Source organism: Streptomyces sp. NBC_00090, assembly GCF_045160815.1.
GTDB lineage: Bacteria > Actinomycetota > Actinomycetes > Streptomycetales > Streptomycetaceae > Streptomyces.
In genome coordinates this window covers 3,582,348-3,605,822 of the sequence record NZ_CP108224.1, presented here as the reverse complement: position 1 = coordinate 3,605,822, position 23,475 = coordinate 3,582,348, and the positions used below count along the sequence as shown (strand labels likewise).

Annotated in this window: 21 protein-coding genes; 14 read left to right on the top strand and 7 right to left on the bottom strand. The window is 72.1% G+C overall.

The window, feature by feature from the left end; translation table 11 throughout:
* Positions 1–12 precede the first annotated feature (12 nt).
* The 3 genes from OG361_RS15770 to OG361_RS15760 all read right to left on the bottom strand — a co-directional run bounded on the left by OG361_RS15770 (position 13) and on the right by OG361_RS15760 (position 4,511).
* Positions 13–2,199: a lipopolysaccharide biosynthesis protein gene (locus OG361_RS15770; protein WP_405854033.1), complete on the bottom strand. Its 2,187-nt coding sequence runs from the start codon at positions 2,197–2,199 to the stop codon at positions 13–15.
* Positions 2,196–3,392 (bottom strand): DegT/DnrJ/EryC1/StrS family aminotransferase, encoded by a 1,197-nt coding sequence (locus OG361_RS15765; RefSeq protein WP_405854031.1) that lies wholly within the window; start codon positions 3,390–3,392, stop codon positions 2,196–2,198. Before OG361_RS15765 ends, OG361_RS15770 begins: the two co-directional genes overlap by 4 nt.
* A gap of 180 nt (positions 3,393–3,572) precedes the next feature.
* Positions 3,573–4,511 (bottom strand): RNA polymerase sigma factor SigF, encoded by a 939-nt coding sequence (locus OG361_RS15760; protein ID WP_405854029.1) that lies wholly within the window; start codon positions 4,509–4,511, stop codon positions 3,573–3,575.
* A 220-nt stretch (positions 4,512–4,731) separates the two neighbouring features.
* Between OG361_RS15760 and OG361_RS15755 the strand changes: the two genes are divergently transcribed.
* From OG361_RS15755 to OG361_RS15730, 6 genes are all read left to right on the top strand, one after another.
* Positions 4,732–5,103 (top strand): STAS domain-containing protein, encoded by a 372-nt coding sequence (locus OG361_RS15755; protein WP_405854027.1) that lies wholly within the window; start codon positions 4,732–4,734, stop codon positions 5,101–5,103.
* Between the two features lie 106 nt (positions 5,104–5,209).
* Positions 5,210–5,629 (top strand): ATP-binding protein, encoded by a 420-nt coding sequence (locus OG361_RS15750; RefSeq protein WP_384564793.1) that lies wholly within the window; start codon positions 5,210–5,212, stop codon positions 5,627–5,629.
* A 306-nt stretch (positions 5,630–5,935) separates the two neighbouring features.
* Complete coding sequence (locus OG361_RS15745) at positions 5,936–6,646, top strand: peptidase (RefSeq protein ID WP_384564790.1); 711 nt, start codon at positions 5,936–5,938, stop codon at positions 6,644–6,646.
* Positions 6,646–7,485, top strand: coding sequence for a hypothetical protein (locus OG361_RS15740; RefSeq protein WP_405854025.1), 840 nt, complete (start codon positions 6,646–6,648; stop codon positions 7,483–7,485). The genes OG361_RS15745 and OG361_RS15740 overlap by 1 nt, the downstream gene beginning before the upstream one ends.
* A complete protein-coding gene (locus OG361_RS15735) occupies positions 7,482–8,561 on the top strand; it encodes a hypothetical protein (RefSeq protein ID WP_405854023.1) in 1,080 nt (359 codons plus the stop codon). Before OG361_RS15740 ends, OG361_RS15735 begins: the two co-directional genes overlap by 4 nt.
* A gap of 14 nt (positions 8,562–8,575) precedes the next feature.
* Entirely contained in the window at positions 8,576–10,036 is a 1,461-nt protein-coding gene (locus OG361_RS15730) for a hypothetical protein (protein WP_405854021.1), read from the top strand.
* Positions 10,037–10,101: 65 nt separating this feature from the next.
* On the opposite strand, the gene OG361_RS15725 is transcribed toward OG361_RS15730, so the two are convergent.
* Positions 10,102–11,619: a peptide MFS transporter gene (locus OG361_RS15725; RefSeq protein ID WP_405854019.1), complete on the bottom strand. Its 1,518-nt coding sequence runs from the start codon at positions 11,617–11,619 to the stop codon at positions 10,102–10,104.
* Positions 11,620–12,046: 427 nt separating this feature from the next.
* Here OG361_RS15725 and OG361_RS15720 point away from each other — a divergent pair, with 427 nt between their 5' ends.
* Positions 12,047–12,724, top strand: coding sequence for a response regulator transcription factor (locus tag OG361_RS15720; protein WP_318210130.1), 678 nt, complete (start codon positions 12,047–12,049; stop codon positions 12,722–12,724).
* A 14-nt stretch (positions 12,725–12,738) separates the two neighbouring features.
* Positions 12,739–14,010 (top strand): ATP-binding protein, encoded by a 1,272-nt coding sequence (locus OG361_RS15715; RefSeq protein WP_384564776.1) that lies wholly within the window; start codon positions 12,739–12,741, stop codon positions 14,008–14,010.
* 29 nt (positions 14,011–14,039) lie between these two features.
* On the opposite strand, the gene OG361_RS15710 is transcribed toward OG361_RS15715, so the two are convergent.
* The gene (locus OG361_RS15710; protein ID WP_405854016.1) at positions 14,040–14,555 is read right to left on the bottom strand and encodes a GtrA family protein; all 516 of its coding nucleotides are present in this window, start codon (positions 14,553–14,555) and stop codon (positions 14,040–14,042) included.
* A gap of 188 nt (positions 14,556–14,743) precedes the next feature.
* On the opposite strand from OG361_RS15710, the gene OG361_RS15705 reads away from it, so the two are divergent.
* The 4 genes from OG361_RS15705 (at position 14,744) to OG361_RS15690 (ending at position 18,677) form a co-directional block, all read left to right on the top strand.
* Positions 14,744–15,883 carry a 5-(carboxyamino)imidazole ribonucleotide synthase gene (locus tag OG361_RS15705; protein ID WP_405854014.1) on the top strand — a complete coding sequence of 380 codons (1,140 nt, stop codon included), beginning with the start codon at positions 14,744–14,746 and terminating at the stop codon, positions 15,881–15,883.
* Between the two features lie 5 nt (positions 15,884–15,888).
* Positions 15,889–16,416: a 5-(carboxyamino)imidazole ribonucleotide mutase gene (purE, locus tag OG361_RS15700; RefSeq protein WP_405862270.1), complete on the top strand. Its 528-nt coding sequence runs from the start codon at positions 15,889–15,891 to the stop codon at positions 16,414–16,416.
* Entirely contained in the window at positions 16,413–17,633 is a 1,221-nt protein-coding gene (locus OG361_RS15695; protein ID WP_405854012.1) for a dipeptidase, read from the top strand. The genes purE and OG361_RS15695 overlap by 4 nt, the downstream gene beginning before the upstream one ends.
* A 123-nt stretch (positions 17,634–17,756) precedes the next feature.
* Positions 17,757–18,677: a membrane dipeptidase gene (locus OG361_RS15690; protein ID WP_405854010.1), complete on the top strand. Its 921-nt coding sequence runs from the start codon at positions 17,757–17,759 to the stop codon at positions 18,675–18,677.
* A gap of 97 nt (positions 18,678–18,774) precedes the next feature.
* On the opposite strand, the gene OG361_RS15685 is transcribed toward OG361_RS15690, so the two are convergent.
* Positions 18,775–20,109 (bottom strand): UDP-glucose dehydrogenase family protein, encoded by a 1,335-nt coding sequence (locus OG361_RS15685; protein WP_405854009.1) that lies wholly within the window; start codon positions 20,107–20,109, stop codon positions 18,775–18,777.
* Between the two features lie 125 nt (positions 20,110–20,234).
* Between OG361_RS15685 and OG361_RS15680 the strand changes: the two genes are divergently transcribed.
* Positions 20,235–21,407: an acyl-CoA dehydrogenase family protein gene (locus OG361_RS15680; protein WP_405854007.1), complete on the top strand. Its 1,173-nt coding sequence runs from the start codon at positions 20,235–20,237 to the stop codon at positions 21,405–21,407.
* A gap of 64 nt (positions 21,408–21,471) precedes the next feature.
* On the opposite strand, the gene OG361_RS15675 is transcribed toward OG361_RS15680, so the two are convergent.
* Positions 21,472–22,758 carry an LCP family protein gene (locus tag OG361_RS15675; RefSeq protein ID WP_405854005.1) on the bottom strand — a complete coding sequence of 429 codons (1,287 nt, stop codon included), beginning with the start codon at positions 22,756–22,758 and terminating at the stop codon, positions 21,472–21,474.
* A 130-nt stretch (positions 22,759–22,888) separates the two neighbouring features.
* On the opposite strand from OG361_RS15675, the gene OG361_RS15670 reads away from it, so the two are divergent.
* Positions 22,889–23,422 (top strand): acyl-CoA thioesterase, encoded by a 534-nt coding sequence (locus OG361_RS15670; protein ID WP_384102386.1) that lies wholly within the window; start codon positions 22,889–22,891, stop codon positions 23,420–23,422.
* Positions 23,423–23,475: the final 53 nt, after the last annotated feature.

Here is a 23,475-nt window from a genome sequence, read left to right as displayed (position 1 = left end):
ACGTCGCCGGTCTCAGCGGCGCCCCGCCGCCAGGCCGCGGAAGGCGCACACCGCCATCGTGCCCCCGGCCAGGCCGAGGAAGAGCGGGAGCGGGGCGGCGGCGAAGGCCTGCTGCCCCGCCCACCCGGCCCAGACGAGCACCCACACCACGCCCGACGTGACCCGCGCGCCCACGCCGAGCACCCGCAGCAGCAGGGCCGCGAGCAGCAGGCACAGCCCCTGGAGCACGATCGGGGTCACGACCGCCGCCGGGCCGTCGGCCCCGCCGAGCAGCTCCGCGCCGGGCCCGCCCGCGGCGGCGGGCCGCAGGCCGAGCAGGGGCGGCGCGGTGTGCAGGGCGAGGAAGGTGGCGAGCAGGACCGTTCCCGCGAACGCCGGCCGGAAGCCCCGGAGACCGACGGCGGCCCCCTGGAGCGCGACGAGCAGCAGCCCCGCGAGGAGCGTGACGGGCGGGAGCGCGGTCAGCAGACCCGTCCCCGAGAGCCGCTCCACGTCGAGCGCGCCGGAGCGCGCGAGCGGGAGCCAGAAGAGCACGGCCGCGAGGCCGAGGAGCGGCCAGAGCCAGGCCGCCGACCGACCGGGCGCGTCCGGCCGGTGCGTGTCCGGCCGGTCCGTGTCCGCCGTCTCCCGCGCGCGCGGCTCGGCCCGCGCGGGGGCGGGCGCCGGCTCGTCCGCACGCTGCCGGGGTACGTACACGGGGATGCCGAACGCGGGCGTCACCGAGTCGTGCGTCCCGCGCAGATAGGCGCTCTCCCGCGCCCAGTTCGTGCCGTACCCGTCCTCCGCGCGCTCCTTCACCCGCGCGGCGGCCCGCGCCCCCTCGACCGGCGCCCGGCCCTTGAGGGTGGCCCGCAGGCCCGGCACGGTCACCACCGCCATCAGGGTCATCGAGCCGAGGACGGCGTACCCCGCGCCGGCGATGCCGTAGGGCCCGAGGAGGAAGACCGCGCTGCCCAGCACCAGGACGCACATCGCGCCCTGGAGGGCGGCGAGCATGCCCGTACGGCCCTGGACGCGCAGCACCCCGATGTACAGCTCGACGGCGACCCGGGGGAGTGCCGCGGCGGCGAGCAGCCTCAGTACGGTCGTGCCGTTCTCGGCGTACTCCTCGCCGAAGGGCGCGAGGATCAGCGGCGCGAAGACGACGAGGACGAGGACGACCGGGACGAGCAGCAGAGCCATGCGGCGCAGTGCTCCCCTGACGCCCTCGGCGAGGGACTCGGGGCTGTGCGAGGCGTGCGCGGTGAGCGAGGAGGCCATGTTGATGGCCATGAACTCCATCGTGCCGCCGACGGTGTAGGCCGTGTAGAAGAAGGCGTTGTGGGCGGCGTCGAAGCGGACGGCGACCATCATCGGCAGCAGGCTGATCATGAGGAGGCTGAAGATCGAGCCGACGGAGTCCCCGGCGAGGAAGCGGCCGATCTCGCGCAGGGTGGGCGGCTCGCGGTCCCGGTCGGCGTGCGCCTGCTGGGGGATCAGGCGCCGGAAGACGAGCCAGCCGAGCGGCACCACGGAGAGCGCGATGGCCGCCGCCCAGGAGACGAAGACGCCGAGCACCGGCAGGCCGACGGCGAGGACGACGAGCAGGACGAGCTTGCCGAGCGAGAAGACGGCGTTGCCGACGGGCACCCAGATGGCCCGTCGGAGCCCGGTGAGCACCGCGTCCTGGAGGGTGAGCAGGGCCCAGCCGATGCTGGCGGCGGTGAAGAAGATCCCGGCGGACAGGGTGCCGAGCGGGGCGTACGAGGGTCCCCACCAGTCCAGGGTGAGCAGGAAGACGCCGCAGGCGACGGCCACGACCGCGGTGCTGACCAGGTACAGGCGCACGACGAGCGGCCCGGTGGCCCGGCCCGCCCGGGGCACGTACCGGACGACCGCGCCGGTCAGCGTGGTCGCCGTGAGGGAGGCGAGCATCCGCTGGGCGGCGATGGCGGCGGAGCCCTGGCCGACCGCCTCCTCCGTGTAGTAGCGGGCCGCGACCAGCCAGAAGCCGAGCCCGAGGGCGGCGGAGACGCCGGTGGAGAGCATCAGCGCGTAGGCGTTGCGGAACATGGAGTTGTCGCCGGAGTCGCCCGTGCCGTCCGCCGTGCCGTCCGCGCGGTCCTTGCCGCCGTTTCCGCCGGCGGGTTCCGGCACGCCGGCCGAGGGGTCCCCGGCCGCCGGGTGGTCCGTCTCCCGCAGCCGTACGGTCTCGCTCACCGGGCGCCGCCGGGGGCCTCCGACAGGCGGGCGGGCCGGGTCCCGGCCGCGCGCAGCAGGCCGAGGACCTGGTCCGCGCGGCGCGGGTCCACCGGCAGGGCGTGCCGGGCGAACCGGGCGGCGGCCTCCGGTGCGGGGGAGAGGTCGGTGAAGGCCTCGCCCGCGTAGCTGTCGAGCGGCGGGTCGTAGACGTAGCCGGTGGGGATCCGGTGCCGGGCGAGGGCGGCGATCGCCGCGTCCCGGTCCTCGACGAGCAGCGGGACCCGGAAGAGCGGCTGCGGCGGTTCGCCGGACGCCCCGGGCGCGGCGTACTCGCTCGCCAGGAGCCGGGCCGTGCCGTCGCGGTGGGCGGCGAGGACGCCGTCGAGCCGGGCCAGCCGGCGGGTGGTGCGGCGGAGCCGGCCGGAGCCGGGCCGGAGCCGGTAGTCGTGCATGTCGACCCGGACCCAGGAGTGGAAGGGGGCGAGCGCGGGCGCGGAGGCGAGGGCCCGCTCCAACTCCTCGGCGCGGAGCGGCATCCGGATCTCCTCGCGCTCCTCCATCCCGAGGAGCCGCATCGTCGCGTGCGCGGCCCGGACGAGACGCATTCCGCGTACGGCGGCCTCCGCGTACGGCCGGGCCAGGTAGGCGAGTTCGGCGGTGGTGCGCGTCGGGCTCAGCAACGCGTCGCGGGCGGCGGAGAGTTCCTCGCGCAGCGCCGGGTCGGCGAGGGTGAGGAAGCCGCCGGTCTTGGCGCCGGTGTGCTTCGAGAGGCTGAAGACGGAGGCCTCGCCGTACGTGCCGACCGGGCGCCCGCCGACGGTGGAGCCGATGGCGTGGGCCGCGTCCTCGATCAGCGGGACGGAGAGCCGGTCGCAGTGGGCCCGCAGCTCCGGTGCCGGGTCGGGGTTCCCGTACAGATTGGTCGTGAGGACGGCCGACAGGCCCTGCCAGACGGATTCCGGGACGGCCGCCGGGTCGATCGACCCGTCCCGGGGGTCGAGCGGCGCCTGCACCGGTCGGAGGCCGGCGGCGAGCACGACGAAGAAGATGACGTCGTCGTTGACCGGCGACATCAGCACCCGGCCGCCGGGTCTGCACCACCGGCGCAGCGCGAGATAGAGACCGAAGCGGCACGAGGGCACGTAGAGGCACTCCCTGCCCCCGAGCCGGTCGCGCATCCGCCCTTCCAGTTCCGCGTACGCAGAAACCATGTGATTCCCCCCTGAATCCCCGGGCTCAATGTGGCCCAATCCGGACGGCGCGTCAACAAGGCCTTCCGGTCGCGCGGTCGGCCGGCCGCGCGGTCGAACGGAAGGGCCCGTTCCAGGTCGGTAGACCGTGAACGGGCCCTTTCCGGAGCCATCTTGGCGGCTCGGGGGAGTCCGCGGAGGTCATTCCTCCAGAGTGAGGCCCCGGCGCAGCCGGGCGAGGGTGCGGGAGAGCAGCCGGGACACGTGCATCTGCGAGATGCCGAGCTCCGTGCCGATCTCCGACTGGGTCATGCCGGAGACGAAGCGGAGGGAGAGGATGTGCCGTTCGCGCGCGGGAAGCGAGGCGATCATCGGCTTGAGGGAGGCGATGTACTCGATCCCGGTGAGGCCGTGGTCCTCGTAGCCGATCCGGTCCGCGAGCGTGCTCTCCCCGCTGCCGGTGTCCTCCTCCTCGGTCTTGGCGTCGAGCGAGCTCGCGGTGTACGCGTTGCTCGCGGTCATGCCCTCGACGACCTCCTCGGGGGAGATCCCGAGCTCCTTGGCGAGTTCGGCGACGGTCGGGGCGCGGTCGAGCCGCTGGGAGAGCGCGTCTCCGGCCCTCGCGAGGTCGAGCCGGAGCTCCTGGAGCCTGCGGGGCACGTGCACGGACCACGAGGTGTCACGGAAGAACCGCTTGATCTCGCCGATGATCGTCGGCATCGCGAAGGTGGGGAACTCGACGCCACGGGTGAGCTCGAAGCGGTCGATCGCCTTGATCAGCCCGATCGTGCCGACCTGGACGATGTCCTCCATCGGCTCGCTGCGGCTGCCGAACCGGGCGGCGGCGAACTTCACCAGGGCCAGGTTGAGTTCGACGAGGGTGTTGCGGACGTACGCGTGGTCGTGGGTGCCCTCCTCCAGCACGGCGAGCCGGGCGAAGAGCTGCTTCGACAGGGCGCGCGCGTCGACCGGTCCGATCCGGTCGAGCGGCTGGGCCGGCAGGAAGTCGAGCGGTTGGGCGGGCAGGTGGCCGGGGGACCGGGCCGGCAGGTGGCCGACGGGCTGGGTGGGCAGATGGTCGAGGGGGACTGCTGCCGACGGCGCGTCGGGGGTACGCGGGGCGTCGAGCCGGGGTGACATGGGTCTCCTTCGTGGTTCTTCCGCTGCGGTTTGCGGCGCCTCCAAAGCCGGTCGTGTCGGGTGTTCTCTACTAGCCCTACCTGCTCGGAGGTGATGGTTGCAAGTGCCAATATTCCGCTTCGTACCGTTTTGTGTGGGCCGTGTGTGCAAGGGAGGGGGCCCCACTTGTAGGGTTCGGAGCACGTCAGTCGGCATCTGCGAGAGCGAAAGAGGCACGGCCATGGACCGCGAGCACATCGGCAGCGCGCAACCGGCGCGACTGCGGGTCGAGGCCCGGACCGTGGGTGCGGCGGGCGAACTCCTCACACCGGTGGGTGAGCTCGATCACCACACCGCGGAACTGCTGCGCGACCCGCTCGACGCCGCGCTCGACGCGGGCCGGTCCCGGCTCGTCGTCGACTGCACGGGGCTCGACTTCTGCGACTCGACCGGGCTCAACGTGCTGCTCGGCGCCCGGCTGAGGGCGGACGCCGCGGGTGGCGGCGTCCACCTGGTGGGGATGCGGCCCGCGGTCGCCCGGGTCTTCCAGATCACCGGGGCGGAGGCCGTCTTCACCCTGCACGACACCCTCGACACGGCCCTCCCCGGCTGAGGCCGGCAACCCGCCCCGCGCTCCGCCCGCACCACTCGCACGTCCCGCCCCGCGCGGCCCGCACGTCCCGCCCCTCTGTCTCGTCAATCGGTGAGGTGAAGCGCTGATGGACCAAGCTTCCGACGTCCGTACGCTCGCCCTCGGCGAGACCAGCGGAACCGTGCCGCTCGCCCGCGACTTCACGCGGACGGCGCTCCAGGAGTGGGGCTGGCTCCCGGCCGCCACCGCCGACCGCAGGGCCGCCGCCGAGGACGTCCTGCTCGTCGTCTCCGAGCTCGTCACCAACGCCTGCCTGCACGCCGAGGGCCCCGAGCGCCTGCGCGTCCTGCGGATGTCCCACGCCCTGCGCCTCGAAGTCACCGACCGGGGCGCCGGGCAGCCCGCGCCCCGCACCCCGCACCGGTCCGGACGGCCCGGCGGCCACGGCATGTTCATCGTGCAGCGGCTCTGCCGCGACTGGGGCATCGACCGCACCCCCGGCGCCCCCGGAAAAACGGTCTGGGCCGAACTCGCCGCGCCCGCGTAGGGGGTGGCTTGTCGATCAGGCCGGGCTCGCGGCGCCTGGTGCCGCGCCTCGCCGCGTTGTCGTCGGTCACCAACGTCCCCCGTAGCCCTTCGGGCACGGGAGGTGCCCCCACCGCGTTGACTCCCTCCTCCGCCTTGCGATGCACGACACCAGCCGCCGCTCCCTGATCCGGCCTGATCGACAAGCCACCCCCTGGGACTTTCACAAGTTCACCCGTTCCCCTGCCTTCCCTCCGCAAGGCCCCGGGCGTACCTTGACGGCCAATCTGAAAGACCGTCAGTTACGTTGCGGTGAGGGGTGCTCGGGGTGTCCAAGGTGCCGAACCGAAGGAGAACGACCGCCGGTCTCACGGCGGCTGCCGCGGTGGCCGGCGCCGCCGTACTGGCCGCCGCACCGGCCGCCCGGGCGACCGTCGTCGACGTCGACTACGCCTGCGTGACGAAGATCGGGCCCAAGAACGCCGTCTCGCCCGTCGACATCAAGGCCGTCAGGAGCGGCAGCGGCTACACGATCACGATGTCCTTCGAGAAGGGCGTCTCCGACAGCCCGATCGAGCTCCCCAAGGGCGTCATGACCCCGCGCGCCGACCTCGTCCTCGGCGGCGACGCCGAAGGCACGGTGAAGGTCAAGGGAACGCCGAACACGGTCGCCATCCCGCCCGACACCCCCATCAGGATCGGCACGCTGACGGGCACGTTCACCCCGAAGAAGAACGGCAAGGTCACCTTCACGGCCGGCACGCTCACCGTCCACGCCCTCGGCATGGACGCGGCCGTCTGCACCCCGAAGAACAGCCCCGCGCCCTCGCTCGAACTCCAGGTGACCGGCGTCTCGGGCGGTACCGACACCCCGCCCCCCGCCGAGGACGACGACGACAACGGCGACGGCGGCTCCGGGACCGAACTGCCCAGGACCGGCCCGCTCGACTCCGCCATGGCGCTCGGGACCCTCGGCGGCACCGTCCTGCTGACCGGCGCCGCCGGAGTCCTCTGGCTCACGCGGCGCACGGCACGCTGATGCGGACGGCGGCACGCTCCGGGCTCGTGGCCGCCGCGACCGCCCTCCTCGGCGTGGTCGCGGCGGCTCCCCCGGGAGACCGGGCCTGGACGGCGGCACCCACCGCCGGACGGCCGTACGCCTACCTGGAGGGCCCCGCGGGCAGCGTCCTCCAGGACACCCTGTCGCTCACCAACCCGGGCGCTCGCCCGCTCACCGTCCGGCTCACCGGGCAGGGCGCGCCCGTGGCCTTCGCCGCGCGGTCCGTCACCGTGCCGGCCAGGACCCGTGCGGACGTGCCCTTCGCCGTGACCGTCACCGCGGACACCTCGCCCGGCGACCACCGGGGCACCGTGCGCGCCACGGCCGCCGGACGCGAACTGAGCGTGCAGCTCCGCCTGCGGGTGAGCGGCCCCCGCCTCGCCGCGCTCACCGTCGAGGACGTCCGCGTCGACGACACCACCGGCGCCCTCCACTACACCCTGGTCAACCGCGGCACCACGGTCCTCGCCCCGATCCTCGCGGTCCGCGCCGAGGGCCTCCTCGGCACGGTCCTCGACCGGCCCGCGCGCGCCCTGCCGCTCACCCTCCGCCCGGGCGAGCGGGCCACCCGCACCGAACCCTGGCCCGACCCGCCCGCCCTCGACTCCGTCACCGTCCGGCTGACCGCCGCCGCCCCGGGCGCGGCCCCCGCCACCGCCCGCGCCGAGGCCGCCTTCGCCTCGGGCCCCGCGCTCGCCGGGACGGCCGGCCTGCTCCTCGCGGCGGCGGGCGGCGGCGCGTACGGGATCGCGTACGGGAAGAGGCGGCGGAGCGGCAGGCCCCGTACCCGGCGAGCCCCGGAGGGAGCGACACCATGAGGACGATCCGTACGGCAGCCGCCCTCCTGGCGGCCCTGGCCCTCGCGCTGCTGCCCGCGGTCCCCGCGACGGCGGCCCCGGGGCCCGTGGTCTCGCTCTCGCGGGCCGAGGCCGGCAAGGGCGGCGAGATCACCGTCAGCGGCAGCGGCTGGAAACCGGGCGCGCTGCTCATGCTGCTGATCTGCGGCCAGTCCGCGCCCGGCAAGGGCGTCATCGGCGGCACCAACTCCTGCGCCAACAGCGAGGGCCGGGCCGCCACCGTCGACGCCAGAGGCGCCTTCAGCGCGAAACTCCCGGTCGCCGAACCGCCGAAGCCCTGCCCCTGCGTGGTGCACGTGGCCGGCGTCACCGGCCAGCAGGACGCCGTCGACAAGGAGTTCACGGTCGCCGGACACCCCACGGCCCCGCTCCCCGGAGCCTCCGGCGACGGCCGGCTCGGCGTCCTCGCGGCCGTCCGGCTCGACGGCTCCAGCGGTCTCCTCGTGTGGTTCGGGGCGCCCCCGCGCCGGGAGGTCGTCCTCACCGTCGGCAACCTCGGCCCGGCCCCCGTCAAGGACCCGGTCTTCGAGGTCGGCACGAGCCACGGCGTCTTCGCGCCGCAGTACGAGGAACGCCAGTGGCGCGGCACGATCGAACCCGGGAAGAAGGCCCTCGTACGGCTCCCGGTCGAACTCACCGCGGGCGCGCACGGCGACCACCAGATCTCCGTCCGGTACGCGGGCAAGGTCCTGGTCGAGCAGCCGTGGGGGGTGGGCCGTCCCTGGGGCGTGACGCTCTTCTGGGTGCTGCTCGCCGTCGTCGTGCCGGCGGCGCTCTTCCGGATCGGGATGGCCGTGGTGGACCGCGCCCGCCCCTCCGGCGGACGCCCCTCCACCGGCCGGGCCCGCGCCCGTACGTCCGCGTTCCGCCGGCCCACCGGCCGTACCGGCCGCCGCACTTCCGTCCCCGCGACCGCCACCGCCCCCTCGCACGGGGCCGCGAGGGACGACGAACCGACCACGGTCCTGCCGTGGTTCAGCCCTGACTCCGCACCGTCAGCCCCAGAGAGCAGTCCGACGACGAAGGGACATTCGTGAGTACGCAACGGAGGATGAGCGCGGCCGGGGTCGCGCTGATGCTCGGCGGCGCGGGGATCCTGATTTCCGCCGGCCCCGCCCAGGCCGCCGAGGTCCAGTACAAGACGGAGTGCATCCCGCCGTCCATCTCCGGGCTCCCGCCCGTGCAGGGCACGACGAAGGTGCTCATCACCGCACCCGCGGAGGCCAAGGTCGGCGACGAGGTCGAGATCGTCTGGAAGACGGTCCAGGCCGCGTCGAAGAACCCCGACGTGCTCGACCTCGGCCAGGACACGGTGAAGCCGACCGGCGAACTCACCGTGGGAGGCGCGGCGAGCGGCACCGTCGCGATGGAGGGACCGCGGCAGAACCCGCCGATCCCCAAGAACAGCGCGATGGTGCTGCCCGAGATGAAGGGGAAGCTGAAACTGGACAAGGCGGGCGAGATCACGCTGACGCCGGGCAAGTACACGATCAACGTCTCCAAGCCGCTGTCGACGGACACGAAGTGCACGCCGAAGGAGGCGGTGCCGGTCGGCGCGAAGATCAAGGTGACGGCGGGCGGGGGCGGCACGACGACCTCCGGCGGTACGACGACGTCCGGCGGTACGACGACCTCCGGCGGTACGACCACCTCCGGCGGCACCACGACGACCTCCGGTGGTGGCAGCACCACCACCGGCGGGCAGACGGGCGGCGCCGCGAGCAGTTCCAGCGGAGGTACGGGCGGCTCGACGTCCACCTCGGGCAGCAGCTCCACCTCTGGAGGAAGCTCCACCTCCGGTGGCGGCTCGGCCTCCGGTGGCAGCGGCGGTTCCGGCGGCGGCCAGACCGACTTCCCCGGCAAGGAGGTGACCGTCGCCTTCGCCTGCCAGTCCCCCGGCCCGCCGGACATCAACTCCAAGGTGACGATCAGCGCCAAGAAGAACGGCGCCGTCTACGACCTCACCGTCAAGACGGCGAAGGGCGTCATGAACAGCCCCGCCGCCCTCCCCAAGGGGGCCCTCACGCCCTCCATGGCGGTCAAGATCGGCGGGGCCGACAGCGGCACGGTGAAGGTCACCGGCGCCCCCAACCCCACCGCGCTCGCGGCGGGCGCCCCGGTGAGCCTGGAGGACATGAAGGGCACGTACAAGCCCGGAGCCACCGGGAAGTCCACGCTCAGCCCCGGCACGCTCACCATCTCGGTCAGCCTCGGCGCCGCCAAGATGGAGATCCCGTGCCAGGTCAAGGGAGCGGTGAACGCCTCCCTGGAGCTGGACACCAGCAAGCAGGCGGGCGGCGCGTCGGGCGGCTCCGACGGCGGTTCGAGCACCACGACAAGCTCGGGCTCGGGTTCCGGCTCGGGCTCCGGCGGCTCCTCCGGCGAGAACCTCGCGGAGACCGGCGCCGAGAGCGACGGCGCCCTGCGCGCCCTCGCCCTGGTCGCGGGCACGGTCATCCTGATCGGCGGCGCGGTGTTCACCTTCACACCGTGGGCGCGGCTCAGGCGCTGAGAACGGCGAAGGCCGCCGCACCGAACCGGTGCGGCGGCCTTCGCGTGTGCGCGGGGGAACCGGCGTCAGTGGACGCCGCCCATGAGCGACTGGACCTTCTTGCGGTACATGAAGACCGCGAAGCCGGCGCCGACGGCGAGCGTCGCCTGCAGGGCGATGATCCCTGTCCCGTTGAGGTCCACACCGGCCAGCGAGAGCAGACCCGTGGTGCAGTCACCGGCGGTGACGGCGAGGAACCAGACACCCATCATCTGGGAGGCGTACTTCCGCGGCGCCATCTTCGTGGTGACGGAGAGGCCGACGGGGGAGAGGCAGAGCTCACCGATGGTCTGGATCATGTAGATCGAGACGAGCCACATCGGGGAGACCATGGTGCCGTCGCCCGCCATGCCCATCGGGACGATGAAGACGAAGAAGGACGCGCCGACCAGGACCAGACCCATCGCGAACTTCACGATGGTGTTCGGCTCCTGGTTCTTGCGGGCCAGCCACAGCCACAGCCAGGCGAAGACCGGGGCCAGCGCCATGACGAACATGGGGTTGAGCGCCTGGTACCAGGTGGCCGACGGGTCGAAGCCGAAGAGGGTGCCGGTCTTGTCGTCGGCGAAGAGCGACAGGGTCGAGCCGCCCTGGTCGTAGATCATCCAGAAGATGGCGGCGGCCACGAAGAACCAGATGTAGCCGTTCATCTTCGACTGCTCGGCCTTGTCGAGGTCCTTGTCGCGCTTGATGCGGGCGAGGACGGCGACCGGGATGATCAGTCCGGCGAGGGTGAGCGGAACCAGGGCCCAGTTCAGGGTGAACAGGTCGAGGCCGACGACGACGCCGTAGAAGACGGCGGCGAGCACGACGACGAGCGAGACCTTGACCAGGATCCGCTTCCGCTCCTCCGAGGAGAGCGGGTTCGGGACGACGCTGCTCGTCGGGCTCAGGCTCTTGGTGAAGGCCAGGAAGCAGGCGAGGCCGAGGCCCATGCCGACGGCGGCGAGGGCGAAGCCCAGGTGCCAGTTGACCTTCTCGCCGACGGTGCCGACGACGAAGGGCGCGACGAAGGCACCGAGGTTGATGCCGACGTAGAAGAGGGTGAAGCCACCGTCACGGCGCGGGTCGTCCGGGCCGTCGTAGAGGTGGCCGACCATCGTCGAGATGTTGGCCTTGAGGAGGCCGGAGCCGGCCGCGACGAGCGCGAGGCCGACGAAGAACATCGCCTGGCCGGGCAGGGCCAGCGAGGCGTGGCCGGCCATGATGACGAATCCGGCGACGGTGACGGTCTTCCGGGCGCCCCAGACGCGGTCGCCGAACCAGCCGCCGGGCATGGCCATCAGGTAGACCATCGACACGTACACGGAGTAGATCGCCGTGGCCGTGGCCGCGGTCATCGCGAGGCCGCCGCCCTGGCTGCCGGTGGCCGCGTCCGCGCCGCCGGAGACCAGGTACAGAACGAGAAGGGCCCTCATGCCGTAGTAGGAGAAACGCTCCCACATCTCGGTGAAGAAGAGGGTGGCCAGGCCGCGGGGGTGGCCGAGGAACGTCTTCCCGGAACCAGGGGTTCCGGTCGAAGCCGTCGTCAGGCTGGACGCCATGTCGATCCTTGCTCTGTCGGGACGCTCGCCTTGTGAGCGGGGTGCGCCCGGTGGGGGAGGCCGGCACCGGCGGAGTCGTTCGAACCCCACCGGGATCCACACCCCGGGAGGCGCGTCTTCGCGTCCCGGAACCCGGCCCACAGGTCGTTCATCGTCTTCGAGATCGGCTGAGCCGACCTCACGCAGAAAGAGGACCTCGGCGCATGAAGCTGGCCAAAGGTCCCCGTTTACCGCTACAGACGTCGAGCCACCATACGACATGACAGTGCCGGATATGGAAGGACTTGAGAGATGGATCACAGGCTGCGGCGCAACCGCGCTACGCCATTCGAAGGTCATGAACAGGATGCCCACACGATACCCAGGGGCCATCGGGGGTGAGCGCATCCCGGCCCGGCCCGGCGGCCGTGCGGACTACCATCACCCCATGACCCGTGTACTGCTCGCCGAGGACGACGCGTCCATCTCGGAACCGCTGGCCCGCGCCCTGCGGAGGGAGGGGTACGAGGTCGAGGTCCGCGAGGACGGCCCGACCGCCCTCGACGCCGGGCTCCAGGGCGGAGTGGACCTGGTCGTGCTCGACCTCGGACTCCCCGGCATGGACGGCCTGGAGGTCGCCCGGCGGCTGCGCGCCGAGGGCCACACGGTCCCGATCCTGGTCCTCACCGCGCGGGCGGACGAGGTCGACACCGTCGTCGGGCTCGACGCGGGCGCCGACGACTACGTCACCAAGCCCTTCCGGCTCGCCGAACTCCTCGCCCGGGTCCGGGCCCTGCTCCGGCGCGGCTCCAGCGAGCCCGTCGTCGCCCCCTCGACCCACGGCGTACGGATCGACGTCGAGTCGCACCGCGCCTGGATGGGCGAGGAGGAGCTCCAGCTCACGGCCAAGGAGTTCGACCTCCTCCGCGTCCTGGTCCGGGACGCCGGCCGGGTCGTCACCCGCGACCAGCTGATGCGCGAGGTCTGGGACACCACCTGGTGGTCCTCGACCAAGACCCTCGACATGCACATCTCCTGGCTCCGCAAGAAGCTCGGCGACGACGCGGCCAACCCGCGCTACATCGCCACCGTGCGCGGAGTCGGCTTCCGCTTCGAGAAGAGCTGAGCCACCGTTAAGCCATGCGCCGCCGTCTGATCAACTCCACGCTCGCCGTGGTGCTCGTCGTCATCGCCGTCTTCGGCGTCTCCCTCGTCATCGTCGAGACCCGCACGATCTCCAGCAGCGCCCAGGAGAGCGTGGACTCGGAGGCGCTGCGGATCGTCTCCATCGTCGACAGCCGGCTGATCGGCGGCGAACCGGTCAACCCGGACATCCTCGCCGAGCAGAGCGGCGCCAAGCGGTACGCGCAGATCCGCATCCCCGGCCGCGACACGATCGAGATCGGCACCCGCCCCGACGGCGACGTCATCCGCGGCCTCGCCGAGGGCGAGCGCGGCGAGACCGTGGTCGTCGAGGAGTCCCGCTCCACAGTCACCGCCGAGGTCGGCCGCACCCTCCTGATCATCGGCGCCGTGGCCCTGCTCGCCGTCATCGCCGCCGTCCTCCTCGCCGTACGCCAGGCCGACAAGCTGGCGTCGCCGCTCACCGACCTCGCGGAGACCGCCGAGCGCCTCGGCTCCGGCGACCCCCGCCCCCGGCACAAGCGGTACGGGGTGCCCGAGCTCGACCGGGTCGCGGACGTCCTCGACGCCTCCGCCGAGCGGATCGCCCGGATGCTCACCGCCGAGCGCCGGCTCGCCGCCGACGCCTCGCACCAGCTCCGTACGCCCCTCACCGCCCTCTCCATGCGGCTGGAGGAGGTCGCCCTCGCCGACGACCTGGACACGGTCAAGGAGGAGGCGACGATCGCGCTCACCCAGGTCGAGCGGCTCACCGACGTCGTCGAACGCCTCCTGACCAACTCCCGCGACCCCCGTACGGGCTCCGCCGTCGCCTTCGACCTCGACGAGGTCGTCAAGCAGCAGCTGGAGGAGTGGCGCTCGGCCTACCGCAGCGCGGGACGGGCCATCGTGCACTCCGGCAAGCAGGGGATGCGGGCCGTCGGCACTCCCGGCGCGGTCGCCCAGGTCCTCGCGGCCCTGATCGAGAACTCGCTCATGCACGGCGGCGGCACCGTCGCCGTACGGACCCGGGTCACCGGCAACCAGTCGGTGATCGAGGTCACGGACGAGGGCCCGGGCGTCCCCGCCGACCTCGGCGCGCGGATCTTCGAGCGGGCGGTCAGCGGACGCAGCTCCACGGGCATCGGACTGGCCGTCGCCCGCGACCTGGCGGAGGCGGACGGCGGGCGCCTGGAGCTGCTCAAGGAGCATCCGCCGGTCTTCGCGCTCTTCCTGAGCCGGGAGGTCAGGAGCGTGTCGGAGGAGACGCGGGAGCGCCCCGTACGGTAAAAAGCCCGGTCAGGCCCGGTCGGACCCGCTCAGACGTGGTCGGGCTGGCGGCGGGTCGCCTGGCGGGGAGGCTGCTCCAGGAACGATTCGGCGGTCTGCACGGTTTCCTTGGCGGGCAGCGCGCGGAACACCCACGTGCGGTACGACCAGAAGCGGAACAGGGTCGCGACGCCGATGCCGAAGAACTTGAAGAAGTTGCTCGCGAGCGGGCCGTCCCAGCCGAAGCCGTACGTCGCCGCGTACAGCACGCCGTTCTCGATGACCAGGCCGACCATGCTGAACAGCAGGAACAGCGTCAGCTCCTTCGTCCGCCCCGACTTGTCCCGGTCGCGGTACGTGAAGTAACGGAACCCCACGTAGTTGAAGGCGATGGCCACCACGGTGGCGATCAGGCTGGCCCGCACCACCGGAAGCTCCGTGGTGTGGCGCACCAGGTTGAAGACGGCGAGGTTGACGAGGACGCCGAGACCGCCGACCACCCCGAACTTGGCGACCTCGCGGAAGAGCCGGTCGAGTCGCATACGCAGCGTGCCGGGTTCACTCATGGTGATGGCTCTGTCCCGTCCGTCCGGGTGACGTCCGGGCGACGTCAACCCAACCATGCTAACCAGCCCCCCTGTCACCCGCCCGGGTACCTCGTAAACGACGGGGAAACCTCACGTCCGCCCCCGCTGCCGTTGTGACAAACCACAGCCGGACGAGTGTTCCTCGATGGTGCGGATACCCTAAGAGGGTGACGTTCCCGGTAGTCGGCATGGTCGGCGGCGGTCAGCTCGCCCGTATGACCCACGAGGCGGGCATCCCCCTCGGCATCAAGTTCAAGCTCCTCAGTGACACCCCGCAGGACTCGGCGGCCCAGGTGGTCAGCGACGTCGTCATCGGCGACTATCGCGACCTGGACACGCTGCGTGACTTCGCGCGCGGATGTGACGTGATCACCTTCGATCACGAGCACGTCCCCACCGAGCACCTGCGGGCCCTTGAGGCGGACGGCATCCCCGTCCGCCCGGGGCCCGACGCGTTGGTGCACGCCCAGGACAAGGGGGTGATGCGCGCCAAGCTCGACGAGATCGGCGCGCCGAGCCCGCGCCACCGCATCGTGGCGGACCCCGACGACGCGGCGGCCTTCGCGGCCGAGGTCGGGGGCTTCCCGATCATCCTCAAGACCGTGCGCGGCGGCTACGACGGCAAGGGCGTCTGGTTCGTCCGTACGGAGGCGGAGGCCCGCGACCCGTTCCTCGCGGGCGTCCCGGTCCTCGCCGAGGAGAAGGTCGACTTCGTCCGCGAGCTCGCGGCGAACATCGTCCGCTCCCCGCACGGCCAGGCCGTGGCCTACCCGGTCGTCGAGTCCCGTCAGGTCGACGGCGTCTGCGACACCGTGATCGCGCCCGCGCCCGACCTCGACGGCGACCTCGCCGGGCAGGCGCAGGAGCTGGCGCTGCGGATCGCCAAGGAGCTGGGCGTCGTCGGCCACCTCGCCGTCGAGCTCTTCCAGACCACGGACGGCCGCATCCTCGTCAACGAGCTGGCGATGCGCCCGCACAACTCCGGCCACTGGACCCAGGACGGCGCGATCACCTCGCAGTTCGCCAACCACGTCCGGGCGGTTCTCGACCTCCCTCTGGGCGATCCGCGGCCGCGCGCCCGGTGGACCGTGATGTGCAATGTCCTGGGCGGCGACTACCCGGACATGTACTCCGCGTACCTGCACTGCATGGCCAGGGACCCGCAGCTCAAGATCCACATGTATGGCAAGGACGTGAAGCCCGGCCGCAAGGTGGGGCACGTCAACACCTACGGCGACGACCTGGACGAGGTGCTGGAGCGCGCCCGTCACGCCGCCGGCTATCTGCGAGGAACGATCACCGAGTGAGCAGCATGAGCACCGCCCCCGTCGTCGGCATCGCCATGGGATCCGACTCCGACTGGTCCGTCATGGAGGCCGCCGCCCAGGCCCTCGACGAGTTCGAGATCCCGTACGAGGTGAACGTCCTCTCCGCGCACCGGATGCCGCGCGAGATGATCGCGTACGGCGAGGAGGCCGCGGGCCGCGGGCTCAAGGCGATCATCGCGGGCGCGGGCGGCGCCGCCCACCTGCCCGGCATGCTCGCCTCGGTCACCCCGCTGCCGGTCATCGGCGTGCCGGTGCCGCTGAAGTACCTCGACGGCATGGACTCGCTGCTCTCCATCGTGCAGATGCCGGCCGGTATCCCCGTCGCCACGGTCTCCGTCGCCGGCGCCCGCAACGCGGGCCTGCTCGCGGCCCGGATGCTCGCCGCGCACGACCCCGAGCTCCTCACCCGGATGAACGAGTTCCTCCAGGAGCTCAACGACCAGGCGACGGAGAAGGGCAAGCGCCTGCGGGCCAAGGTCGAGGGCGCGGACTCGTTCGGCTTCGGCAAGTGAGCGCGGGGGCCGGCAGCGCGGCGGACCGCCTGGAGGAGGCCCGCGAGCTGCTCGCGGGCCACCCCGTCGTCGACGGCCACAACGACCTGCCCTGGGCGCTGCGCCAGCACGTGCGCTACGACCTCGACAAGCTCGACATCGCGGCCGACCAGAGCGCCTCGCTCCACACCGACCTCGCCCGCCTCCGGGCCGGCGCGGTCGGCGCCCAGTTCTGGTCCGTGTACGTGCCCTGCCGACTGGCCGGGGACGACGCGGTCAGCGCGACCCTGGAGCAGATCGACATCGTCGACCAGCTCCTGGAGCGGTACGCGGCGGAGCTCGTCCCCGCCCTGACCGCGGACGACATGGAGGCGGCCCGGAAGCAGGGCCGTATCGCCTCGCTCAAGGGCGCCGAGGGCGGCCACTCGATCAACAACTCCCTCGCCACCCTGCGCGCGCTGCACGCCCTGGGCGTGCGCTACATGACGCTCACGCACAACGACAACAACGACTGGGCGGACTCGGCGACCGACGAGCCCGGCGTCGGCGGGCTCTCCGCCTTCGGCCGGCAGGTCGTCCGCGAGATGAACCGCTCCGGCATGCTCGTCGACCTCTCGCACGTCGCCGCCACCACCATGCGGGACGCGCTCGACACCTCGGCCGCGCCGGTGATCTTCTCGCACTCCTCGGCCCGCGCGGTCTGCGACCACCCGAGGAACATCCCGGACGACGTCCTGGAGCGGTTGTCCGCCAACGGCGGCGTCGCGATGGCCACCTTCGTGCCGAAGTTCATCCTCCCCGCGGCCGTCGAGTGGACCGCGCGGGCGGACGAGAACCTCCGGGAGCATGGCTTCGACCACCTCGACACCACCGCCGAGGCGATGAAGCTGCACCGCTCCTTCGAGGAGGAGAACCCGCGCCCGATCGCCACCGTGGCCACGGTCGCCGACCACCTCGACCACATGCGCGAGGCCGCCGGCATCGACCACATCGGCATCGGCGGCGACTACGACGGCACGGCCTTCACCCCGGCCGGACTCGACGACGTCGCCGGCTACCCGAACCTGATCGCGGAGCTCCTGCACCGCGGCTGGTCGCACCCGGACCTCGCCAAGCTGACCTGGTCCAACGCGGTCCGCGCCCTCCGCGACGCGGAGGCGGTCTCCCGCGACCTGCGCTCCCGTACGGCCCCGTCGAACGCGACGATCGACGCGCTCGACACCCCGGACGCTCCGTAACGGACTCGTCACCCGGACGGTCCACTCCGCCGCGCCCCCGCCCGGGCCCGGTGGCACGGTGGACGGTACTGCCCCGCCGCATTCGGCGGGGCGGTACTGCACCACCTAGTACGGAGTAGCACCATGGCAGATCTCGACGACCATCCCCCCTTCTCTGCCGCCCCCGCCGCCGTCGGCGCGCTCGATCCCCCGGAACCACCACCCCCGCTCGACGAGACGACCCGCGCCCGCGCCATCCTGGCCGCCCAGCCCGTCGTCGAGGGCCACACCGAGCTGCCTCGGTCCCTCGACCCGGAGGACCTCCCGCCCGTCCGCGCGGCGGAGGCCGGGGCCCAGTTCTGGTCCCTGCACGTGGAGGCCGACGAGGGCGTCATCGGCACCCTGCGGCGGATCGACGCGGTCCGCGCCCTCGTCGCGGCCTGCCCCGAGGACCTGCGCCTCGCGTACACCACCGCGGAGATGGCCCACGCCGGCAACTGCGGCCGGGTAGCCGCCCTGCTCGGCCCGGTCGGCTGGCCCGCGCTCGGCGGCTCGGCGGCCACCCTGCGGGCCTACCACGCCCTGGGCGTACGGGCCGTGAACCTCACCCGCTTCGACCGCTTCGCCCGCGATGCCGTACGGGAGATGAACCGCCTCGGCCTGGCCGTGGACCTCTCCGGGGCCGACCAGGACACGGTCCGCCGCGCCCTCGCGGTCACCCGGGCCCCGGCCCTGCTGACCCGGGCGGCGCCGGAGGGCCTGCCGGACGACGTCCTGCGCCTCCTCGGCGAGAACGGCGCCGTCTGCATGGTCACCGTCACGGACGACCCGGCCGCCGACGCCGACGTCCTCGACCGCGTACGGGACGGGGCGGGCCCACGCTCCACGGGCCTCTCCCACGCGGCCGACCCGGCCCTCGGCTACGTACCGCTCTTCGCGGAGCTCCTCCGCCGGGGCTGGCCGGCCCGGGACCTGGTCGGCCTCGCCCACGCCAACGCCACCCGGGCGCTGCGCGAGACGGAGTTCCTGTCGCGGACGAACCGCATCCGCCCGGCCGCGGCCTGACCGTACGAAAAAGCCTGACCGTACGAAAACGTACGAGAACATACGAAAAAGGGGAGAGGGAGCGCGGATCGCGCCCCCTCTCCCTCTTCGTCTCGCCTCAGGCGCGCGGGCGGCCCATCGCCCGGTACGTCCAGCCCGCCGCCCGCCAGAGCTCCGAGTCCAGCGCGTTGCGGCCGTCGAGGATCACCGGCGACGAGACGACCGCGGCGAGCTCCGCCGGATCGAGCTCGCGGAACTCCCGCCACTCCGTCAGGTGCAGCACCACGTCCGCGCCGCGCACCGCGTCCAGGGCCGTGTCCGCGTACCCCAGGGTCGGGAAGAGGCGCCGCGCGTTCTCCATGCCCTTCGGGTCGTAGACGGTGACCTGGCCGCCCTGGAGGTGTATCTGCCCGGCGACGTTCAGCGCGGGGGAGTCGCGGACGTCGTCCGAGTCCGGCTTGAAGGTCGCGCCGAGCACGGCCACCCGGCGGCCCAGGAAGGTGCTTCCGCCGAGCGCCTCCCGCGCCATCTCCACCATCTGGCCGCGCCGCCGCATGTTGATCGAGTCGATCTCGCGGAGGAAGGTCAGCGCCTGGTCGACGCCCAGCTCGCCCGCCCGGGCCATGAACGCCCGGATGTCCTTGGGCAGACAGCCGCCGCCGAAGCCGACCCCGGCCCGCAGGAACTTGGCCCCGATCCGGTCGTCGTGGCCGATGGCCTCCGCCAGCTTGGCGACGTCGCCGCCCGCGGCCTCGCACACCTCCGCCATCGCGTTGATGAAGGAGATCTTGGTGGCGAGGAAGGAGTTCGCGGCCGTCTTCACGAGCTCGGCCGTCGGGAAGTCGGTCACGACGAACGGCGAGCCCTCGCCGACCGGCACGGCGTACACCTCGCGCAGCGTCTTCTCGGCGCGCTCGCCGAACCGGTTCCGTACGCCGACCACGATCCGGTCCGGGTGCAGGGTGTCCTGCACGGCGAAGCCCTCCCGCAGGAACTCCGGGTTCCAGGCGAGCTCGACGCCCTCGGGCAGCAGGCCCGCGAGCCGTTCGGCCGAGCCGACCGGCACGGTCGACTTGCCGACCACCAGGGCCCCTTCGCGGACGACCGAGGAGAGGGAGGTGAAGGCGGCGTCGACGTAGCTCATGTCACAGGCGTACTCGCCGTGCTTCTGCGGGGTGTTCACACAGACGAAGTGCACGTCGCCGAAGGCGCCGACCTCCTCCCAGGAGGTGGTGAACCGCAGCCGGCCGCTCGAACCCTCGATACCGGCCACGTGCTTCGCGAGGAGTTCTTCGAGCCCCGGCTCGTACATCGGGACGCGCCCGGAGGCCAGCAGCTCGATCTTCTCGGGTACGACGTCCAGGCCGAGCACCTCGAAGCCCAGTTCCGCCATGGCCGCGGCATGGGTGGCGCCGAGGTAGCCGGTGCCGATCACAGTGATCTTGAGGGCCATGCGGTACTCCAGTGACGTCGGGCGGAATGCCTGCCCGAGCATAGTCGTGCCCTGGTCCGGGGCCGGGCCGCGCCCTACCATTTGAGTTACTTAACGGTAGTTAGCAAGCGTGGGAGTGAATGAGCGTGGCAGGTTCTGCTGATTTCGACCTGTATCGGCCCTCCGAGGAGCACGACATGCTCCGGGAGTCGGTGCGTGCGCTGGCGGAGGCGAAGATCGCGCCGTTCGCGGCCGCGGTGGACGAGGAGGGGCGGTTCCCGCAGGAGGCGCTGGACGCGCTGGTCGCGGCGGACCTGCACGCGGTGCACGTCCCGGAGTCCTACGGCGGTGCGGGCGCGGACGCGCTGGCGACGGTGATCGTGATCGAGGAGGTCGCGCGGGCGTGCGGTTCGTCCTCGCTGATCCCGGCGGTGAACAAGCTGGGCTCGCTGCCGGTGATCCTGTCGGGTTCGGAGGAGCTGAAGGCGAAGTACCTGGGCCCGCTGGCCAAGGGCGACGCGATGTTCTCCTACGCGCTCTCGGAGCCGGACGCGGGCTCGGACGCGGCCGGCATGAAGACCCGCGCGGTGCGCGACGGGGACTTCTGGGTCCTCAACGGTGTGAAGCGGTGGATCACCAACGCCGGGGTGTCGGAGTACTACACGGTGATGGCCGTCACCGACCCGGAGAAGCGCTCCAAGGGCATCAGCGCGTTCGTCGTGGAGAAGTCCGACGAGGGTGTCTCCTTCGGCGCGCCGGAGAAGAAGCTCGGCATCAAGGGCTCCCCGACCCGCGAGGTCTACCTCGACAACGTCCGCATCCCCGCCGACCGCATGATCGGCGAAGAGGGCACCGGCTTCGCCACCGCGATGAAGACCCTCGACCACACCCGTATCACCATCGCCGCCCAGGCCCTCGGCATCGCCCAGGGCGCCCTCGACTACGCCAAGGGCTACGTCAAGGAGCGCAAGCAGTTCGGCAAGCCCATCGCCGACTTCCAGGGCGTGCAGTTCATGCTCGCCGACATGGCCATGAAGCTCGAGGCCGCCCGCCAGCTCACCTACGCGGCCGCCGCGAAGAGCGAGCGCGTCTCCGCCGGAGGTGAGAAGGAGGACCTGACCTTCTTCGGCGCGGCGGCCAAGTGCTTCGCCTCCGACGTCGCCATGGAGGTCACCATCGACGCCGTCCAGCTCCTCGGCGGCTACGGCTACACCCGCGACTACCCCGTCGAGCGCATGATGCGCGACGCCAAGATCACCCAGATCTACGAAGGCACCAACCAGGTCCAGCGCATCGTCATGGCCCGCAACCTCCCGTAGACGCAGACGCGAAGAAGGGCGCCCTCCTCCTGCGGGAGGGCGCCCTTTCCGTACGGCAATAGGGTCACCGATTCGACTCGACGGTCACCTTCTCGTCGTTCCTGATCTGCTCGACCAGCTGCTTCACCTTCGGCATGTCCCACTTGAGGGAGCCCTGCGGCGCGCTGCCCGAGATCGGGATGTTCATGGACTTGCCGTCGCCGCCGCTGATGCCCTTCATCGCGAAGAACATCTTCCCGAGGTCGTACAGCGACATGTCCTTGTCCACGATCAGCGTGTCCAGACCGGCGCCCAGCGTCGGGTACAGCGCGAACGGGTTGAGGATCGTGCCCGGGGTCGCCGCCTGGTTGGCCAGGGCGGAGAGGAACTTCTGCTGGTTCTTCGTCCGCGCGAGGTCCGACTCGGCGAAGGCGTACCGGGTCCGGACGAAGGCCAGGGCCTGCTCGCCGTTGAGGGTCTGCTTGCCGGCCTGGAAGTCGGCGCCGGACTTCTTGTCCTTGAAGCCCTTGTCGATGTTCAGCTCGACACCGCCGAGCGCGTCCACGATGTTCGCGAAGCCGGCGAAGCCGATCTCCGCGTAGTGGTCGATGCGCAGGCCGGTGTTGAACTCGACGGTCCGTACGAGCAGCTCGGGGCCGTCCATCGCGTACGCCGCGTTCAGCTTGGAGCCGCCCCGGGCCCCGTACTTCTTGCCCGACTCGGAACCGACGAAGGACGGGATCGTCACCCACGAGTCGCGGGGGAGCGAGACCATCGTGTTCCCGCTGGAGCAGGCGGCGAGGATCATCATCGAGTCGGTCCGCTTGCCCTCGGCGGAGCCCGTGTGCAGCTTCTTCTTCTCCTCGGCGGACATGCCCTCACGGCTGTCCGAGCCGACGATCAGATACGTCGTGCAGTCGCCCTCCGACGGCCGCTCGATGACCTTGGAGAGGTCGACCTCGTTGCGCATCTGCGAGCTGGCCCAGGCGTAGGTCCCGATGCCCCAGGCGAGGACGCCGACGACGAGCACGATCGAGCCGACCTTGGCCCGCTTGCGCCAGTCCGGAGCGGGGCCGCCGCCGGGCCGCGGCGCGTGCGGCGGGGGCGGCACGGGGCCCCGGCCGCCGCCCTGGGCTCCGCCGCCCTGCGGGCCGTAGACCTGGCCGGTGTTGTAACCGGAGTCGTAGCCCGAGCCCTGGGCCTGCGTGTAGTTCGGGTTGTAGTCCTGGCCGTCATGGGGCTGCTGCTGCCGGCCGTAGGGGGGCTGCTGCGGGACCTGCGGACGCTGCACATGGCTCATCCTGCGAGGCCCCTCGGGGTGGGGGTTCGCACTACCGCGGCCGTATCCGCCGTCATCGGGCCAGTCATTCATGCGGACCAGTGTGCCGGGCGGAGGAATCCCCTGGACAGGCCGGGTGGAATATCGGACCGGCCCTGTTGCCAAGCTGATGCAAAACGGACCCCACGGGGACGGTGGAGGGACCCGGCATAAGGTGGAGGGCATGACAGATCAGGGCGATATCCCGGGCAAGCCCACCTCCGCCTCGCGCACCACCCTCAGCCACATCATGACGAGCCACGACACCAACCTCCTCGGTACGGTGCACGGTGGCGTGATCATGAAGCTGGTGGACGACGCGGCCGGCGCCGTCGCGGGCCGGCACTCGGGCGGGCCCGCCGTGACCGCCTCCATGGACGAGATGGTCTTCCTTGAGCCGGTCAGGGTCGGCGACCTCCTCCATGTGAAGGCCCAGGTCAACTGGACGGGCCGGTCCTCCATGGAGGTCGGCGTACGGGTCATGGCCGAGCGCTGGAACGAGTCCACGCCCGCCACCCAGGTCGGATCGGCCTATCTGGTCTTCGCGGCCGTCGACGCGGACGGCAAGCCGCGGCGCGTCCCCCAGGTCGTCCCGGAGACGGAGCAGGACAAGCGCCGCAACCAGGAGGCCCAGATCCGCCGTACCCACCGCCTGGCCCGCCGCCAGGCCATCAAGGAGCTCCGCGAACGCCGAGCCGCCGAGGGCTACGAGGACTGACGCCCCCGGGGGGCGGCTCCCGCGCCCCCCGTCGCACCCGGCTCCGCCCCGAC

What these genes read in the sequence shown, in the direction of transcription:
- OG361_RS15670 (WP_384102386.1), top strand. Translation starts at nt 22,889, where the DNA reads ATGACAGATCAGGGCGATATCCCGGGCAAGCCCACCTCCGCCTCGCGC.
- purE (WP_405862270.1), top strand. Translation starts at nt 15,889, where the DNA reads ATGAGCACCGCCCCCGTCGTCGGCATCGCCATGGGATCCGACTCCGAC.
- OG361_RS15725 (WP_405854019.1), bottom strand. Translation starts at nt 11,619, where the DNA reads ATGGCGTCCAGCCTGACGACGGCTTCGACCGGAACCCCTGGTTCCGGG.
- OG361_RS15730 (WP_405854021.1), top strand. Translation starts at nt 8,576, where the DNA reads ATGAGCGCGGCCGGGGTCGCGCTGATGCTCGGCGGCGCGGGGATCCTG.
- OG361_RS15710 (WP_405854016.1), bottom strand. Translation starts at nt 14,555, where the DNA reads ATGAGTGAACCCGGCACGCTGCGTATGCGACTCGACCGGCTCTTCCGC.
- OG361_RS15690 (WP_405854010.1), top strand. Translation starts at nt 17,757, where the DNA reads ATGGCAGATCTCGACGACCATCCCCCCTTCTCTGCCGCCCCCGCCGCC.
- OG361_RS15760 (WP_405854029.1), bottom strand. Translation starts at nt 4,511, where the DNA reads ATGTCACCCCGGCTCGACGCCCCGCGTACCCCCGACGCGCCGTCGGCA.
- OG361_RS15740 (WP_405854025.1), top strand. Translation starts at nt 6,646, where the DNA reads ATGCGGACGGCGGCACGCTCCGGGCTCGTGGCCGCCGCGACCGCCCTC.
- OG361_RS15735 (WP_405854023.1), top strand. Translation starts at nt 7,482, where the DNA reads ATGAGGACGATCCGTACGGCAGCCGCCCTCCTGGCGGCCCTGGCCCTC.
- OG361_RS15685 (WP_405854009.1), bottom strand. Translation starts at nt 20,109, where the DNA reads ATGGCCCTCAAGATCACTGTGATCGGCACCGGCTACCTCGGCGCCACC.
- OG361_RS15755 (WP_405854027.1), top strand. Translation starts at nt 4,732, where the DNA reads ATGGACCGCGAGCACATCGGCAGCGCGCAACCGGCGCGACTGCGGGTC.
- OG361_RS15715 (WP_384564776.1), top strand. Translation starts at nt 12,739, where the DNA reads ATGCGCCGCCGTCTGATCAACTCCACGCTCGCCGTGGTGCTCGTCGTC.
- OG361_RS15750 (WP_384564793.1), top strand. Translation starts at nt 5,210, where the DNA reads ATGGACCAAGCTTCCGACGTCCGTACGCTCGCCCTCGGCGAGACCAGC.
- OG361_RS15765 (WP_405854031.1), bottom strand. Translation starts at nt 3,392, where the DNA reads ATGGTTTCTGCGTACGCGGAACTGGAAGGGCGGATGCGCGACCGGCTC.
- OG361_RS15675 (WP_405854005.1), bottom strand. Translation starts at nt 22,758, where the DNA reads ATGAATGACTGGCCCGATGACGGCGGATACGGCCGCGGTAGTGCGAAC.
- OG361_RS15720 (WP_318210130.1), top strand. Translation starts at nt 12,047, where the DNA reads ATGACCCGTGTACTGCTCGCCGAGGACGACGCGTCCATCTCGGAACCG.